Below are 14,084 nucleotides of genomic sequence, written 5' to 3' on the forward strand. Positions count from 1 at the left end.
CGCACACCTACCGGACGCCCAGCAGCTGGGAGGCCGTGACGGCCTGGAGCCCCTTCTGCCGCAGCCCGTCGAGCACGGCGGGCAGGGCGTCGCGGGTGCCGGCGTGCCCCAGGTGCAGGCTGACGATGGACCCCGGCCGCACCGCGCCCAGCAGGCGGGAGGTGATGGCCGCCGAGCCCGGGTCGCGGTTGTCCATGGGGTCGACGTCGTACATGAGGCAGGCGCCGTACCCGGCGGCCGTGGCGGCGGCGCGGATCTGCGGGGTGCTGGCGCTGGTGGCGCTGGGGCGGAACCAGCGCCCGGGCGAGCCGGTGAGGGCCTTGAGCTCGGCGGCGGCGCGCTGCACCTCGGCGGTGGTGTCCGCGGCCGACAGGGACGGCATGTCGCGGTGGCTCCACGTGTGGTTGCCCAGCTCGTGCCCGTGGTCGAGCAGCAGCTTGGCCATCTGCGGGTCCTCCGCCAGCCAGGTGCCGATGGCCATCACGGTGATGAGCGCCCCGGCGCTGGCCAGCTCCCGGACCACGTCCTGGGTGATCTTCGGGTCCCCGGCGCCGTGGAAGGTCAGCGCCACACCGGTGGAGGTGGCGGGGCCGGCGGTGATGTCGGCGCCGGTCGGCACGCCCCCCGTGGCGGAGGAGGAGGACGACGACGACGCTGCCGCCGACGACGCTGCCGCTGTCGAGGTGGCGGCGGAGCCGGACGGCGCGCCGGCGGCGCTCGTCGTCGTCGGCTGCTGCTCGCCGGTGGGGGTGCCGTCGGTGCTGCAGCCCGCGAGCGCGGCGGCTCCCCCGGCCGACAGGGCGGCCAGGGCGGCGAGCGCGGTGCGGCGGCTGGGGCGGGGGGCGGGGGGCTGGCTCATCGCATGTTCCCGGTGTGTCCGAGGGAGTGCTGGCCGGGCTGGGGCCAGACCGCCAGGCCGTGGGGGCCGTCGCCGACCTCGATCTTCTTGAGGAGGGAGCCGTCGGCGGTGGAGATGACGTAGACGACGCCGTCGTAGCGGCCCGACAGCCACAGCTGGCTGCCGTCGGCGCTGACGCCGCCCATGTCGGGCGACCCGCCACCGGGGATGGGCCAGGTGGCCCTCACGGTGAGGGTGGCGGCGTCGACCACGCTGATGCTGCCCTCGTCGCGGTTGGAGACGTAGAGCACGGAGGCGTCGCGGCTGGGGTAGATGCCGTGGGCGCCCTTGCCGGTGTGGAGGAACCCGCGGACCTTCTGGGTGGCGGCGTCGATGAGCCAGGTGCCGTTGCGCTGCATGTCGGCGGCCAGGAAGGTCTTGCCGTCGGGGGCCAGGCGCACGTCCTGCGGCATGGAGCTGACCCCCTTCTCCATCTCCGAGCCGACGCCGCTCATGCGGGCGGCCATGGGGTCGTTGGCGCCGGGGGTGGCGATGGCGTTGAGGTCGATGACGGAGCGCACGGCGGAGCCGTCGGTGGGGATGACCAGCAGCTTGCCGCTGAACTCGCAGGAGGCGAGGAAGAAGCTGCCGTCGGCGCTGAAGTCGGCGTGGTTGACGCCGCCGCACGGCACCGGCAGGGAGTGCTGCAGGGCCATGGTGTGCGGGTCGCGGAAGTCGATCCGGCGCAGGCGCTCGGCCATGACCATGGCGGAGCTGCCGTCGGGGGTGAAGTAGAGGTTGTACGGGTCGTCCACGGCGACCTTCTTGCCGACCTGGCCGGTGGTGGGGTCGATCGGGTAGAGGTCGTTGGACAGGTCGTCGTTGACCCAGAGGGTCTTCTCGTCCCAGGAGGGCACCACGTGCTGCGGCTCGTGGCCCACGGGGAAGCTGCTGAGCACCGCCATGGTGGTGGGGTCGACCACGTCGACGGTGTCGCTCTTGGTGTTGGGGACGTACACCAGCGGCTTGGCCGTCTTCGCGGTCTCGGAGAGCATCCCGGCACCCGCGCCGGCGTAGACGCCCGCCGAGGACGCCGCGGCCGTGGAGGTGGCGGCCGTCGAGCCCGGAGCCGCAGGGGCTGACGACGACATCCCCGCCATGCCCGCCATCGACGCGTCGCTGCTGGCGCTGCCGGCCGGGTCGGACCCGGTGGCGCTGCAGCCGGCGAGGGCGATCAGGAGCGCGGGCACCAGCGCGGGCACGAGCGCGGGCAGCAGGCCCCGGCGGGGCGGGCGGGACGCGCGGGTGCGGGGGGAAGTCCTCACGGCGGCATTGTGGGGGTGCTTCCTGACAGCCGGCAGGCGCATGCGGACGCGGGGTGGCGCGGGCCCGTTCCGGTGGTCTCCCAGGGGTCGTCCGCCCGACCTGTAGGGATGTGTAGGTGGGTGTAGCGATCCGCTACACAGCCCTACAGACGTGTACAGCTCGGCGTACGCTGCGCCGGTGGATCCCGTGGCCAACCCCTACGCGCCCGGCGCGGGGCGCACGCCGGCCGCGCTGGTGGGCCGGGACCGGCAGCGCGAGGCGTGGCGGGTGGGCCTGGACCGCGTCGAGCGGGGCCGCACGGCGCAGCCCGTGGTGCTCTACGGCCTGCGCGGCGTGGGCAAGACGGTGCTGCTGTCGAGCTTCCGCACGGCCGCGGCGCAGCGCGGCTGGGTGGTGGCCCAGGTCGAGGCCGGGCGCGGCGGCACCAGCAGCGGGGCGGGGTCGCGCGCGGGGCTGCGGGGCGCGATCGGTGAGGCGCTGCACGTCCCCCTGGTGGACCTGGCCAGGCCCAGCGCCGGCCGCCGGCTCCTGGCGGCGCTGCGCACGGCGCTGAGCTTCAAGGCCTCCTACGACACCGCCGGCACCTGGAACTTCGGGGTGGACCTCAGCGAGGCCAGTGGCGGAGGCGCCGACACGGGGGTGTTCGAGGCCGACCTCGCCAAGCTGGTGCGCGACGTGGCCGCGGGCGCCGCCGAGGAGGGCGTGGGCCTGGCGCTGCTGGTGGACGAGGCGCAGGACGCCACCGCCGACGAGCTGGCCGCGCTGTGCGCGGTCGCCCACGCGGCCGGCCAGCAGGACTGGCCGGTGCTCGTGGCGCTGGCGGGCCTGCCGAGCCTGCCGCGGGTGCTGGCCGAGGCGAAGTCGTACGCGGAGCGGCTCTTCGTCTACGAGCGGATCGAGCAGCTGCCGCCGGAGGCCGCCGTGGAGGCGCTCGTGGCGCCGGCGGTGGCCGAGGGCGTCCACTGGACCGACGGCGCGGTGGAGCTGGTGGTGGGCGCCACCGGCGGCTACCCGTACTTCCTGCAGCAGTTCGGTCAGGAGTGCTGGAACGAGGCCGAGGGGACCACCATCGCCCACGCCGACGCCCGGGTGGGCGCCGCTCGCGGCCGGGCCGCCCTCGACGACGGCTTCTTCAGGTCGCGGTGGGACCGCGCCACCACCGCCGAGCAGGCCTACCTGCGGGCGATGGCCGCCGACGGCGACGCCGGCTCCCCGTCCGGGGAGGTGGCGGCGCGGCTGGGTCGCAAGGTGGCGAGCCTCGGGCCGGCGCGCGCGAGCCTCATCGCCAAGGGCCTCGTCTACGCCCCCGAGCACGGGGTGGTGGCCTTCACGGTGCCCGGCATGGCCGACTTCATCGAGCGGCAGCCAGCGGGCTGAGGGCCTCGCCGGCTGCGAGGGCCTCGTCGTAGCGGCGCAGCGCGAGGGCCGCCAGGCGAGGGTCGACGTCGCCGTCGGCGCACAGGGTCTTCGCCACCACCTCGGCGGGGGCCGGCCCGTCGGAGCCGTCCAGGAGCGCCTCCAGGCGCTGGGAGAACACCCCGGGGGCGAGCAGGTACGGCACCACGGCCACCCGCCGTCCCGGGGCGCCGCCGGTCCGGCGCAGCGCGGCGCACGCCTGCGCGACGGTCGGGGCCTGGGCGCTGGCGTACCCCGCGGTGACGGGCGCGCCGCGGCGCGCGGACAGGGCGGCGAGCACGTGCTCGACGTCGGCGGCGGCCTGCGGTGCGAGCGACCCGGCGGCCGCGAGCACCACGGCGTCGTCGTCGTGGGCACCGGCGGCGGTGAGGCGGTCGAGCAGCAGGTCCACCAGCACGGGGTCCGGCCCGAGCGCCGCCGCGGCCACCGCGCGGCCTCCCGCGGCGCGGGCTGCGCGCACCGCGGAGGCGACGTCGGAGCGCACGTGGTACCCGGTGGACAGCAGCAGGGGGACGACGACGCAGGCCCGTCCGGCGGCGGCCAGGCGCGCCACCACGTCCTCCAGGGCGGGCTTGTGCACGTCCACGTGAGCGGCCACCACCTCCAGGCCCGGCCGCGCGGCGGCCACGGCCAGGCGCAGCTGGGCGACGGTGCGCCGGCCGGCCGGCGAGCGGGTGCCGTGCGAGACGGCCACCAGCACCGGGGCCGCGCTCGGCCCGCTCACGCGACCTCCAGGGCGTACCCGCGCTTGACCACCGTGCGCACCACCGGTCCGCCGCCGCCGGGTCCCGGCAGCGCCGCCCGCAGCCGCGCCACGGCCACCTCCACCGCGTGCCCGTCGGTGGCCAGCGGCAGCTCCGCGAGCAGGTCGGCGCGCCCGACCACGCGGCCCGGCGCGGCCGCCAGCCGCGCCAGCACCGCCAGCGGGCCGGGCGCCAGGTCGAGCACGCGCCCGTCGAGCACAGCGGCGCGGGCGCGGACCACCAGCTCACCGGCCGGGGTGGCCGCACGGGCGCGGGGGTGCTCGGCCAGGTGCGCCGACAGGCAGCGCATGAGCGCCCCCAGCCGCCAGCGCTCGGGCACGAGGGGCTCCACGCCGCGCTCGCGCAGGGGCGCGGCGGTGACGTCGCCGACGGCGCAGCACACCACCGCGGCGCGCCCGTCCCCGGTGCTATGGCCCCCGGCGCCCCCCATCGCGGCGAGCACCTCGGCCAGCCGGCCGCGGCGCTGCGCGGCCTCCAGCAGCGCCACGGCGCCCGGTGCGGAGGTGAACGTCACCGCGTCGAGGCTGCGGGCGGCCACCGCGTCGACCAGCCGGTCCACGGCGAGGGGGTCGTCCGGGGGCTCCCAGCGGTACACCGCCAGCGTGCGCAGGTCGGCGCCGGCGGCCCGCAGCGGCTCCAGGTCCTCCAGACCGGCCGCGCCGTGCAGCTGGACCAGCACCGAGCGCCCGGCCACGCCCTGCCTGAGCAGGTGCTCGACCGCCTCGGCAGTCTGCTCGCTGGCGGCGGTCCACGCCTCCGACAGACCGGCCGCCCGCACGGCGCCGCGGGCCTTGGGTCCGCGGGCCAGCACCTGCGTGTCCGCGAGCGCCTCCACGAGCGCCTCGTCCAGGCCGTGGGCCTCGGCGGCGGAGATCCAGCCGCGCAGGCCGATGGCGGTGGTGACCACCAGGACGTCGGGCGGGTCGGCGATGGCGGCGCGGGTGCCCGCCACGAGGTCGGCGTCCTCGGTGAGGGGGACGATGCGCATCGTGGGGGCGTGGACCACGCCGGCGCCGCGGCGGGTGAAGGTGGCGATGAGCTCGTCGGAGCGGCGGTGGCTGGTGACGCCGATGGTGGCGCCGAGCAGCTGCGTGGGGTCGAGCTCGGTGCAGGACCCGGGCACCGGCACGGGCTGGGCGGTGGTGCCGGTCACGGGGACGGGGAGGTGGCCACGGCCAGCGCCGGGCGGTAGCTGCCGCCGTGGGCCATGGCGGCCACGGCGCCGATGACCAGCACGGCGGGGGCCTTGACGCCCCGGCGCTGCGCGACGGCCGCGGCGTCGGCGAGGGTCGCCGTCGTCGTCCGCTGCTGCGGGGTGCAGCCGCTCTCGACCACCGCCACGGGCAGCTGGGGGTCGGCGCCGTGCGCGACCAGCCCGTCGGCGAGCTCCGCGAGCCGCGAGGCGCCCATGAGCACCACGAGGGTGCCGCCGCGGCGGGTCTGGGCGGCGAGGTCGAGCAGCTCGTCGCCGCCGAGGGACTCGTGCCCGGTCATGACGGTCACCGAGCGGGCCACGCCACGGTGGGTGACCGGGATGCCCGCGGCGGCGGGCACGGCGAGGGCGCTGGTGATGCCGGGCACCACCTCGCAGGGCACGCCGGCGGCGCGGCAGGCGGCGAGCTCCTCGGCACCGCGGCCGAAGACGTAGCCGTCACCGCCCTTGAGGCGCACCACGCGCAGGCCGTGCAGGGCGCGGTCGACCAGCACCCGCTCGATCTCGCGCTGCGGGACGGGGTGGTGGTCGGGGGCCTTGCCGACGTCGACCACCTCGACGTCGGCGTCCAGCTCCGCCAGCAGGTCGCGGGGGGCGAGCCTGTCGACGACGACGACGTCGGCCTCCGCGAGCGCGCGCCGGCCGGCGAGGGTGATGAGGGAGGCGTCGCCGGGGCCGCCGCCGACCAGGGTGACGCGGCCCAGGCCGGTGTGGGGGCGGCGGCGGCGCAGCGGGAGCGCCCCGGAGGACAGGCCCAGGCGGACGCCGTCGCGCACGGCGGCGGCGCGCTTCGGGTCGCCGCCGGCGGTGACGGAGACGACGACGTCCTCGTGGCGGACGACGGCGGGGGTCCATGCCCGCGAGCGCGCCGCGTCGTCGGCGCGGACGCACCAGACCCTGCGGGAGGTGGCCTCGGCGGCGACGGCGTCGTCGGTGCGCGGCACGCCGGTGGCGGTGTGCACGAGCCAGGCGCCGTCGAGGTCGGAGGCGGCGAACCTGCCGCGGCGCCAGGAGATCTGGCCGGACCCGTCGAGCTCGGTGACCTCGGCGCAGGCCTGCGGGGCCACGAGCAGGACGTCGGCTCCGGCCTCGAGGAGGCCGCGGGCGCGGCGGGCGGCGACCGGGCCACCGCCGACCACGACGGCGCGGCGGCCCTCGAGGTCGAGGTGGAGCGGGTAGGTCGGGCTCATGGCGATCAGGGTGCCGCCGCTGTGTGTCGCTGGTGTTGCGTCGCGTTGCGCTGCGTTACGACGGTCCTCTCACCCGGGCGCCGCGCCTGTGAGCCCTCCGCTCCTCGCACGTTCCGCGGCACGTGCGCTGCCGGCACCCCTCCTTCTCGCACTTTCCGCGGCGAGTGCGAGAAGGACGGGGGTCGTTGGAGCACTTTCCACAGCAAGTGCGGGAAGGGGGCTGGCGGGTCAGGGGGCGGGGGTGACGTGGACCTGGGGGCCGTCGGGGGCGTCGGGGGTGTCGATGACGACGACGCCGTGCACGCGCACCGGCGCCTGGCCGGACGTGGAGGCCCCGGTCCGCAGGTCCCACGTGTTGAGGTGCAGCGGGCAGACCACCACGCAGGAGTCGATCTGCCCGTCCGCGAGCGGCCCGCCGGAGTGGGGGCAGACGGCGTCGACGGCGGAGACGCGGCCGTCGCGGTGGTGGAACACCGCGACCTGCGTGGGACCGGCTGCGCCCTCCACCACGTACGCGCGGCCCTCCCCCGGGGGGATGTCCGCGAGCGCAGCGACCCGCACGCCCGCGGCCGCCGTCGTCGTGGCGGTCACTGCTGGGCTCCGGCCATCGCTCCGGACATGACGGCCTCCTCGTTCGGCATGACGATCTCCACCGGCAGCTCCTCGCGGGGCGTGCCACCGGGGGCGCCCATCCGGCGCGAGGGCACCACGGGCAGCGGCAGCAGCGGCAGCGCCGGCGCGGAGAAGCGGCCGGGCGCGTCGGGGGCGTCGCGCTCCTTCCACGGGTCGCGGTAGGCGGCGCAGGCGGCGTCGATCTCGGTGTCGAGCTGGGCGCACATCCCGTCGGAGTCCTCGACCAGCACGAGCCGGACCCTCTCGATCGACAGGCGCGGCACGAAGTCGTAGGTGCGCTCCAGCCAGTTGCCCCAGGTCCGGTAGAACTGGATGAACCTGCCGGTGAGCGCGATCACCGCCTCGGGTGAGTCGACGGTGGCGAGCAGGTCGGCCTTGCGGACCGAGGCGCCCGCGGCCCCGCCCACGTAGACCTCCCACTTCCCGCCGCCGATGGCGACCACGCCGACGTCCTTGACGTACGCCTCGGCGCAGTTGCGGGGGCAGCCGACCACGCCGAGCTTGAGCTTGGCGGGGGTCTCGATGCCCTGGAAGCGCTCCTCCAGGGCGATGCCCAGCGCGGTGGAGTCCCCCAGGCCGAACCTGCAGTAGTCGGTGCCGACGCAGGTCTTCACCGTGCGCATCGACTTGCCGTAGGCGTAGCCCGACGGCATGTCGAGGTCGGCCCAGACCTTCGGGAGGTCCTCCTTCTTGACGCCGAGCATGTCGATGCGCTGCCCACCGGTGACCTTGAGCATCCCCACGCCGTACTTGTCGGCGACGTCGGCGATGCGGCGCAGCTGGTCGGGGGTGGTGACGCCGCCCTTCATCTGCGGGACGACGCTGAAGGTGCCGTCGCGCTGGATGTTGGCGTGGACGCGGTCGTTGATGAAGCGGGCGTCGCGCTCGTCGACGAACTCCGTCGGCCACAGGGTCCGCAGCAGCGAGGTCAGGCCCATCTTGGACTTCGCGTCCTCGGCGCCGCCCGGCGCGAGCGCGGCGAAGACGGCGGACACCGAGGTCAGGTGCTGCTCGCGGATGGCGGCGACCAGCTCGTCCTTGCGCAGCGGGACCCCGGGCACGTACCAGTGGACCGACGGGTCCTCGGTGAGCGCTCCGCCGCCGGCGGCGACGGCGTGCTCGACGAGCGAGCTGACCACCTCCTTGCAGGAGCCGCAGCCCTTGCCGGCGCGCGTGGCGTCCATGACCGACTTCACCGAGGAGCACCCGCCGGCCACGGCGCCGCAGATGTCGCCCTTGGTGACGCCGTTGCAGTTGCAGACCTGCGCGTCGTCCGCCAGGTCCTCCACCGAGCCCTCGGCGGTGGCGCCGAGGTCGAAGAGCAGCTCCACCCGCTGCTCGGGCAGGGGCAGCCCGCGGTCGAAGACCTGCTGCAGCGCGGCGGACTTGCGGGTGTCGCCCAGCAGCGTCGCGCCGACCAGCCGCCCGTCGCGGACCACCACGGACTGGTAGAGCCCGCGGCGGACGTCGGAGAAGACCACGTGCTCGTCCTCGGGGTGCTCCGGCCCGGACTGGCCGATGGCGGCGACGTCGACGCCGGCCACCTTGAGCTTCGTCGAGGTCTTCGACCCGTGGTAGGCCGCGTCCGGGTCAGCACCGGTGAGCACGTCGGCCAGCACGGTGGCTTGCTCCCACAGGGGCGCCACCAGGCCGTACGTCTCCCCGCGGTGCTGGGCGCACTCCCCGAGGGCGAACACCTCCCCGCCGGAGCCGACCGGCTGGTCGACGCAGCGCATCTGGTCGTCGACGACGATGCCGCGCTCCACCACCAGCCCGGCGCGCACGCCGACGTCGGTGTTGGGACGGATGCCGGCGGTGACCACCACCACGTCGGCGGGGAAGGTGCGGCCGTCCTTCAGGGTGACGCCCGAGACGCGGCCCTTCTCCGTGCACGCCGAGACGCCCGTGGTGCGGGCCCCGGTGACCACGGAGATGCCGCAGTCCTCGATCGAGCGCCGCAGCACCGCGCCGGCCTCGGCGTCGAGCTGCTGGTTCATGAGGTGCGCCGGGGAGTGGATGACGGTGACGTCCAGGCCGTGGTTCTGCAGGCCCTTGGCCGCCTCCAGGCCCAGCAGCCCGCCGCCGATGACCACGGCCCGCTGGTGCTGACCGGACCTGGCCTCCTCCAGCATCGCCCGGGTCTCGTCCAGGCTCCGGAAGCCGGACACGCCCGGCAGCAGGGAGCCGTCCTCGCGGCGCAGCCCGTCCATCGGCGGGAAGTGCGGGGAGGACCCGGTGGCGATGACGACGACGTCGTAGGGCGTGCGGCCGCCGTGGGCGTCGACGACCTCCTGCGCCGGCAGGTCGACGTCGACGACGCGCACCCCGGAGCGCAGCTCGATGCCGTTCTCGGCGTACCAGCCGAGCTCGTTGAGGTAGATCGACTCCTCGCCGTCCTCGCCCGCCAGGACGTGCGACAGCATGATCCGGTTGTAGTTGCCGTACGGCTCGTCACCGAAGACGGTGATCTCGAAGAGGTCGGAGGCGCCGCGTTCCAGCAGCTCCTCCAGCAGCCGGGCCCCGGCCATGCCGTTGCCGACCAGCACCAGGCTCCGCTTCCGGGCTTCCCGCTCCCTGTGCATGAGACCTCCCCCTCAGACCTCGACGAGACCCAGGTCGACGACGACGCTCGCCACGAGCCCCGTCGGCGCCGCCAGGTGCAGCTCGAGCACCTCACCGGCCTCGACGTCCTCCACCACCCGCAGCGGCACGTGCACGTCGCCCTTCGCGCCGATGGGGAACCAGCGCATCGGCACCCCGTCGCGGACCAGGACGACGATGACCAGCTCGTCGCTGGCGTTGCCGCCGCGGAAGTACAGGACCTGGGCGCGGCGGCCCTCCGGCACCTCGTAGGTGAGGGACTCGTCGAGCAGCGCGTGCTTGTCGAGGCCGGCCCCGGTGACGGGGAAGACCCCCTGCAGGAAGCGGAAGGTCGAGCTCATCGGGACTCTCCTCGGGTGTCGCGGTGCGGTTCACGGGTGGGTTCGCGGGTCAGGTCTGCCTCGTGGTCGCCGTCGTGGCGCTCCAGGCGCACGGCGCACGCCTTGAACTCCGGCATCCGGCTCACCGGGTCCAGGCGGGTGTCGGTGAGGGCGTTGGCCACGCTCATCCCGCCCCAGTGGAACGGCACGAAGACCGTCCCGGCGGTGATGTCGCGGGTCACGCGGGCGCGGAACAGGGCGGTGCCGCGGCGGGTGGTGAGGCGCACGAGGTCGCCGTCGGCCACGCCGTGGCGGCGGGCGAGGTCGGGGTGGAGCTCGGCGCGGGCGTCGGGGTCGGCCATGACCAGCTGGCGCACGCGGCGGGTCTGCGCCCCGGACTGGTACTGGGCCATCGTGCGGCCGGTGGTCAGCACGTACGGGTAGTCCTCCCCCGAGCTGTCGCGACCGGTGCGCTCGGCGCGCGGGGTGTACCTGACCACCGCGCACTGCGCGCGCCCGTCGTGGGTGGGGAAGGCGTCGGCGAACAGCCGCGGGGTGCCGGGGTGGACGGCGCCCTCGTCGTCGTCCTCCTCGACGGCAGGACAGGGCCAGAAGACGCCCTGCTCCGCCTCGAGGCGCCCGTAGGTGATGCCGGAGTAGTCGGCGCGGCCTCCCGCGCTGGCACGGCGCAGCTCGGTGAAGACCGTCTCGGGGTCGGTGGGGAACGCGGTGTCGGCGTCCAGCCCCGCGGGCAGGTCGAGGCGATGGGCGAGAGCGTTGAGCAGCTCGAGGTCGTCGCGGACGCCGTCCGGGGGCGCCAGCGCCCGCCGCCGCAGCAGGACGCGCCCCTCGACGTTCGTCATGGTGCCGGCCTCCTCCGCCCACTGGGCCGTCGGCAGGACGACGTCGGCCAGGGCCGCGGTCTCGGACAGGAAGAAGTCGACGACGACGAGGTGGTCCAGCGCCGCGAGCCGGCGGCGCACGCGCTCGGCGTCGGGGGCCGAGACCACGGGGTTGGAGGCCAGCAGGAGCAGCGTCCGCGCACCGGGCTCGGTGCCGGACTCGCCGCCGCCGAGGGCGTCGAGCATCTCGTAGGCGGAGCGGCCCGGGCCGGGCAGCACGTCGGGGTCCACGCCCCAGACGCCGGCGACGTGGGCGCGGGCGGCCGGGTCGGTGATCGAGCGGTACCCGGGCAGCTGGTCGGCCTTGAGGCCGTGCTCGCGCCCGCCCTGGCCGTTGCCCTGGCCGGTGACGGTGCCGAAGCCGCTGCCGGGGCGGCCGGGCAGCCCGAGCGCGAGGGCGAGGTTGGCCTGGGCGAGCACGGTGTCGGTGCCGTTCGCGTGCTGTTCGGCGCCGCGGCCGGAGAGCATGACCGCTCCGGCTCCGCCGCGGGTCGTCGAGGCGGCGGCCAGCAGGCGGACGGCGCGGCGCAGGTCGCCCTCGGGCACGCCGGTGGTGCGCTCCACGCGCTCGGGCCACCACTGGGCGGCGGCCGCGGCGGCGGCGTCGAAGCCGGTGGTGCGGGCGTCCACGTACTCCCGGTCGACGAACCCGTCGCGCACCGCCGCGTGCAGCATGCCCAGCAGCAGCGGCAGGTCCGTGCCGGGCACCGGCGCCAGGTGCACGCCCTGGGCGGCGGCGGCCGCGGCCGTCGGGGTGCGGCGCGGGTCGACGACGACGAGGGACGCCCCGCGAGCGCGGGCGGCGTCGAAGAACTGCATCGCCGGGGGCATGGTGGCCGCGGGGTTGCCTCCGGTGATCATGATGGCGTCGGCCTCGGCCAGGTCGGCCAGCGGGAACGGCAGCCCCCGGTCCACCCCGAAGACGCGGTTCATGGCACCGGCGGCGCTGCTCATGCAGAACCTGCCGTTGTAGTCGATGGCGCTGGTGCGCAGCGCGACCCTGGCGAACTTGCCCAGCGCGTAGGCCTTCTCGTTGGTCAGGCCGCCGCCGCCGAAGACGCCGACGGCGTCACGGCCGTACCGGGCCTGCGTGCCGGTGATGGCCTCGACCACGCGGTCCAGCGCCTGCTCCCAGGAGGCCTCGACCAGCGGGGAGGTGCGGTCGCCCGGGACGGCGCGCACCAGCGGGGTGAGCAGGCGCTCGGGGTGGTCGAGCAGCTCGTGCGCCGTCCAGCCCTTGGAGCACAGGCCGCCCGAGCTGGTGGGGAAGTCGGGGTCGGGCTCGAGGATGGCCGGGCGGCCGCCGGCGGTGAGGAGGATGCCGCACTGCAGGGAGCAGTAGGGGCAGTGCGTCCTCGTCGTCGTCCGGACCGGCTGCTGGCTGCTGCCGGCGCCGGCCCGGACGACGGGCGTCGGCAGGAGCGCCGTGGTGGGGGCCAAGCTCAGATCCGCTCATTCAGGCCCAGGGCGCCCTTGCGGGCGTACACGGCCCACGTGACGCCGATGCAGAGGACGTAGAAGACCACGAAGCTCCACAGCGCCGGCTGCAGCGAGCCGAACTGGGCGGTGGAGGTGGCGAAGCCGCGGTTGACCAGGAAGCCGCCGTAGGCGCCGATGCCGGCCGAGATGCCGATGCAGGCGGAGGCGGTGCGCTTGGCGCGGACCAGCCCGTCGACGTCGTCCATCGCCGTCCTGCCGCGGAAGATCGCCGGGATCATGCGGTAGGTGGACCCGTTGCCGATGCCGCTGGCCACGAAGAGCACCATGAACGCCCCGAAGAACAGCGGCAGGCTCTTCAGCTGCAGCGCGAGCACGGCCCCCGCGGCGCCGAGCGCCAGGACGGCGTAGGCGGCGATGCTGATCCGGGCGCCTCCGAGGCGGTCGGCGAGCTTGCCGCCGTAGGGACGGGCGAGGGAGCCGACGAGCGCACCGAGGAAGGCGATGCCGAGGTTCACCTCGGGGAACTGCGTCTTGAGCAGCAGCGGGAAGGCCGCGGCGTAGCCGATGAACGAGCCGAAGGTGCCGATGTAGAGCAGCGAGACGATCCAGGTGTGGCGGGTGCGGGCCGCGAGCTTCCACGCCTCGCCGTCGGCCTTGGCCTGGGAGAGGTTGTCCATGCAGCGCCAGGCGCCGAAGGCCGCGACGAGGATCAGCGGGATGAGGATGTAGGCGGGCCGGGCGGTGCTGGCGGCGACGCCGGCCACCACGAGGAACGGCGTGACGAACTGGATGACGGCCACGCCGATGTTGCCGCCGGCAGCGTTGAGGCCGAGGGCGGCGCCCTTCTCCTTCTCGGGGAAGAAGAAGGAGATGTTGCTCATCGAGGAGGCGAAGTTGCCGCCGCCCACGCCGGCGGTAGCGGCGATGGTCAGCATCAGCCAGAACGGGGTGCCGGGGTTGGTGGCCACGTGCACCAGGCCCAGGCACGGGACGACCAGCAGGAGCGCGGAGACGACCGTCCAGTTGCGCCCGCCGAACCTGGCCACGGCGAAGGAGTACGGGAACCGCATCGTGGCGCCGACGAGCACCGGGACGCCGGTCAGCCAGAGGGCCTGGGACGCGGTGATCGGGTAGCCGGAGGCGATCAGCACCGGGGTCGCGATCGACCACAGCTGCCAGACGGTGAAGCCGAGGAACTCGGCGGCGATGGACCACCACAGGTTGCGGCGGGCGGTGGCACGGCCGCCGCCCTCCCACTGGACGTGGTCCTCGGGGTTCCAGACGTCCACCCACCGCCCGCGGCGGGGGGCGGTCGTGGTGCCGACGGCGCCACCGGTGGTGGTCGCGCCGTCCGGGGCGGTGACCACCTCGAGGCGGTCGGGCGCTGCGGTGCGCGTGGCGCGGGTGTCCTGCGGCATGGCAGGGAACCTACGAACGCCGT

General features: G+C 75.5%; 11 protein-coding genes. 1 reads left to right on the forward strand and 10 read right to left on the reverse strand.

What is annotated here, in order from left to right; genetic code table 11:
- Positions 1-7: 7 nt before the first annotated feature.
- Both H7K62_RS05560 and H7K62_RS05565 read right to left on the reverse strand, forming a co-directional pair.
- Positions 8-859: a polysaccharide deacetylase family protein gene (locus H7K62_RS05560; RefSeq protein ID WP_186716908.1), complete on the reverse strand. Its 852-nt coding sequence runs from the start codon at positions 857-859 to the stop codon at positions 8-10.
- Positions 856-2,163 carry a YncE family protein gene (locus tag H7K62_RS05565; RefSeq protein WP_222437115.1) on the reverse strand — a complete coding sequence of 436 codons (1,308 nt, stop codon included), beginning with the start codon at positions 2,161-2,163 and terminating at the stop codon, positions 856-858. Before H7K62_RS05565 ends, H7K62_RS05560 begins: the two co-directional genes overlap by 4 nt.
- Positions 2,164-2,341: 178 nt before the next feature.
- Here H7K62_RS05565 and H7K62_RS05570 point away from each other — a divergent pair, with 178 nt between their 5' ends.
- On the forward strand, positions 2,342-3,541 hold the full coding sequence (locus tag H7K62_RS05570; RefSeq protein WP_186716909.1) for an ATP-binding protein: 1,200 nt from the start codon (positions 2,342-2,344) through the stop codon (positions 3,539-3,541).
- On the opposite strand, the gene H7K62_RS05575 is transcribed toward H7K62_RS05570, so the two are convergent.
- From H7K62_RS05575 to H7K62_RS05605, 8 genes are all read right to left on the reverse strand, one after another.
- On the reverse strand, positions 3,516-4,304 hold the full coding sequence (locus tag H7K62_RS05575; protein WP_222437116.1) for a sirohydrochlorin chelatase: 789 nt from the start codon (positions 4,302-4,304) through the stop codon (positions 3,516-3,518). The genes H7K62_RS05570 and H7K62_RS05575 overlap by 26 nt on opposite strands.
- Positions 4,301-5,467: a uroporphyrinogen-III synthase gene (locus H7K62_RS05580; RefSeq protein WP_370591637.1), complete on the reverse strand. Its 1,167-nt coding sequence runs from the start codon at positions 5,465-5,467 to the stop codon at positions 4,301-4,303. Before H7K62_RS05580 ends, H7K62_RS05575 begins: the two co-directional genes overlap by 4 nt.
- A 26-nt stretch (positions 5,468-5,493) precedes the next feature.
- The gene (gene cobA, locus H7K62_RS05585; protein WP_186716910.1) at positions 5,494-6,747 is read right to left on the reverse strand and encodes a uroporphyrinogen-III C-methyltransferase; all 1,254 of its coding nucleotides are present in this window, start codon (positions 6,745-6,747) and stop codon (positions 5,494-5,496) included.
- Between the two features lie 228 nt (positions 6,748-6,975).
- Positions 6,976-7,338, reverse strand: coding sequence for a Rieske (2Fe-2S) protein (locus H7K62_RS05590; RefSeq protein WP_186716911.1), 363 nt, complete (start codon positions 7,336-7,338; stop codon positions 6,976-6,978).
- Complete coding sequence (gene nirB / locus H7K62_RS05595) at positions 7,335-9,962, reverse strand: nitrite reductase large subunit NirB (protein WP_186716912.1); 2,628 nt, start codon at positions 9,960-9,962, stop codon at positions 7,335-7,337. The genes H7K62_RS05590 and nirB overlap by 4 nt, the downstream gene beginning before the upstream one ends.
- 12 nt (positions 9,963-9,974) lie before the next feature.
- The gene (locus H7K62_RS21495) at positions 9,975-10,322 is read right to left on the reverse strand and encodes a molybdopterin oxidoreductase (protein ID WP_222437117.1); all 348 of its coding nucleotides are present in this window, start codon (positions 10,320-10,322) and stop codon (positions 9,975-9,977) included.
- Positions 10,319-12,643 (reverse strand): molybdopterin oxidoreductase family protein, encoded by a 2,325-nt coding sequence (locus H7K62_RS05600; RefSeq protein ID WP_222437118.1) that lies wholly within the window; start codon positions 12,641-12,643, stop codon positions 10,319-10,321. The genes H7K62_RS21495 and H7K62_RS05600 overlap by 4 nt, the downstream gene beginning before the upstream one ends.
- Positions 12,644-12,645: 2 nt before the next feature.
- Positions 12,646-14,061, reverse strand: a complete 1,416-nt coding sequence (locus tag H7K62_RS05605) for an MFS transporter (protein WP_186716913.1) — start codon at positions 14,059-14,061, stop codon at positions 12,646-12,648.
- Positions 14,062-14,084 lie beyond the last annotated feature (23 nt).

The organism is Quadrisphaera sp. RL12-1S, from assembly GCF_014270065.1.
GTDB lineage: Bacteria > Actinomycetota > Actinomycetes > Actinomycetales > Quadrisphaeraceae > Quadrisphaera.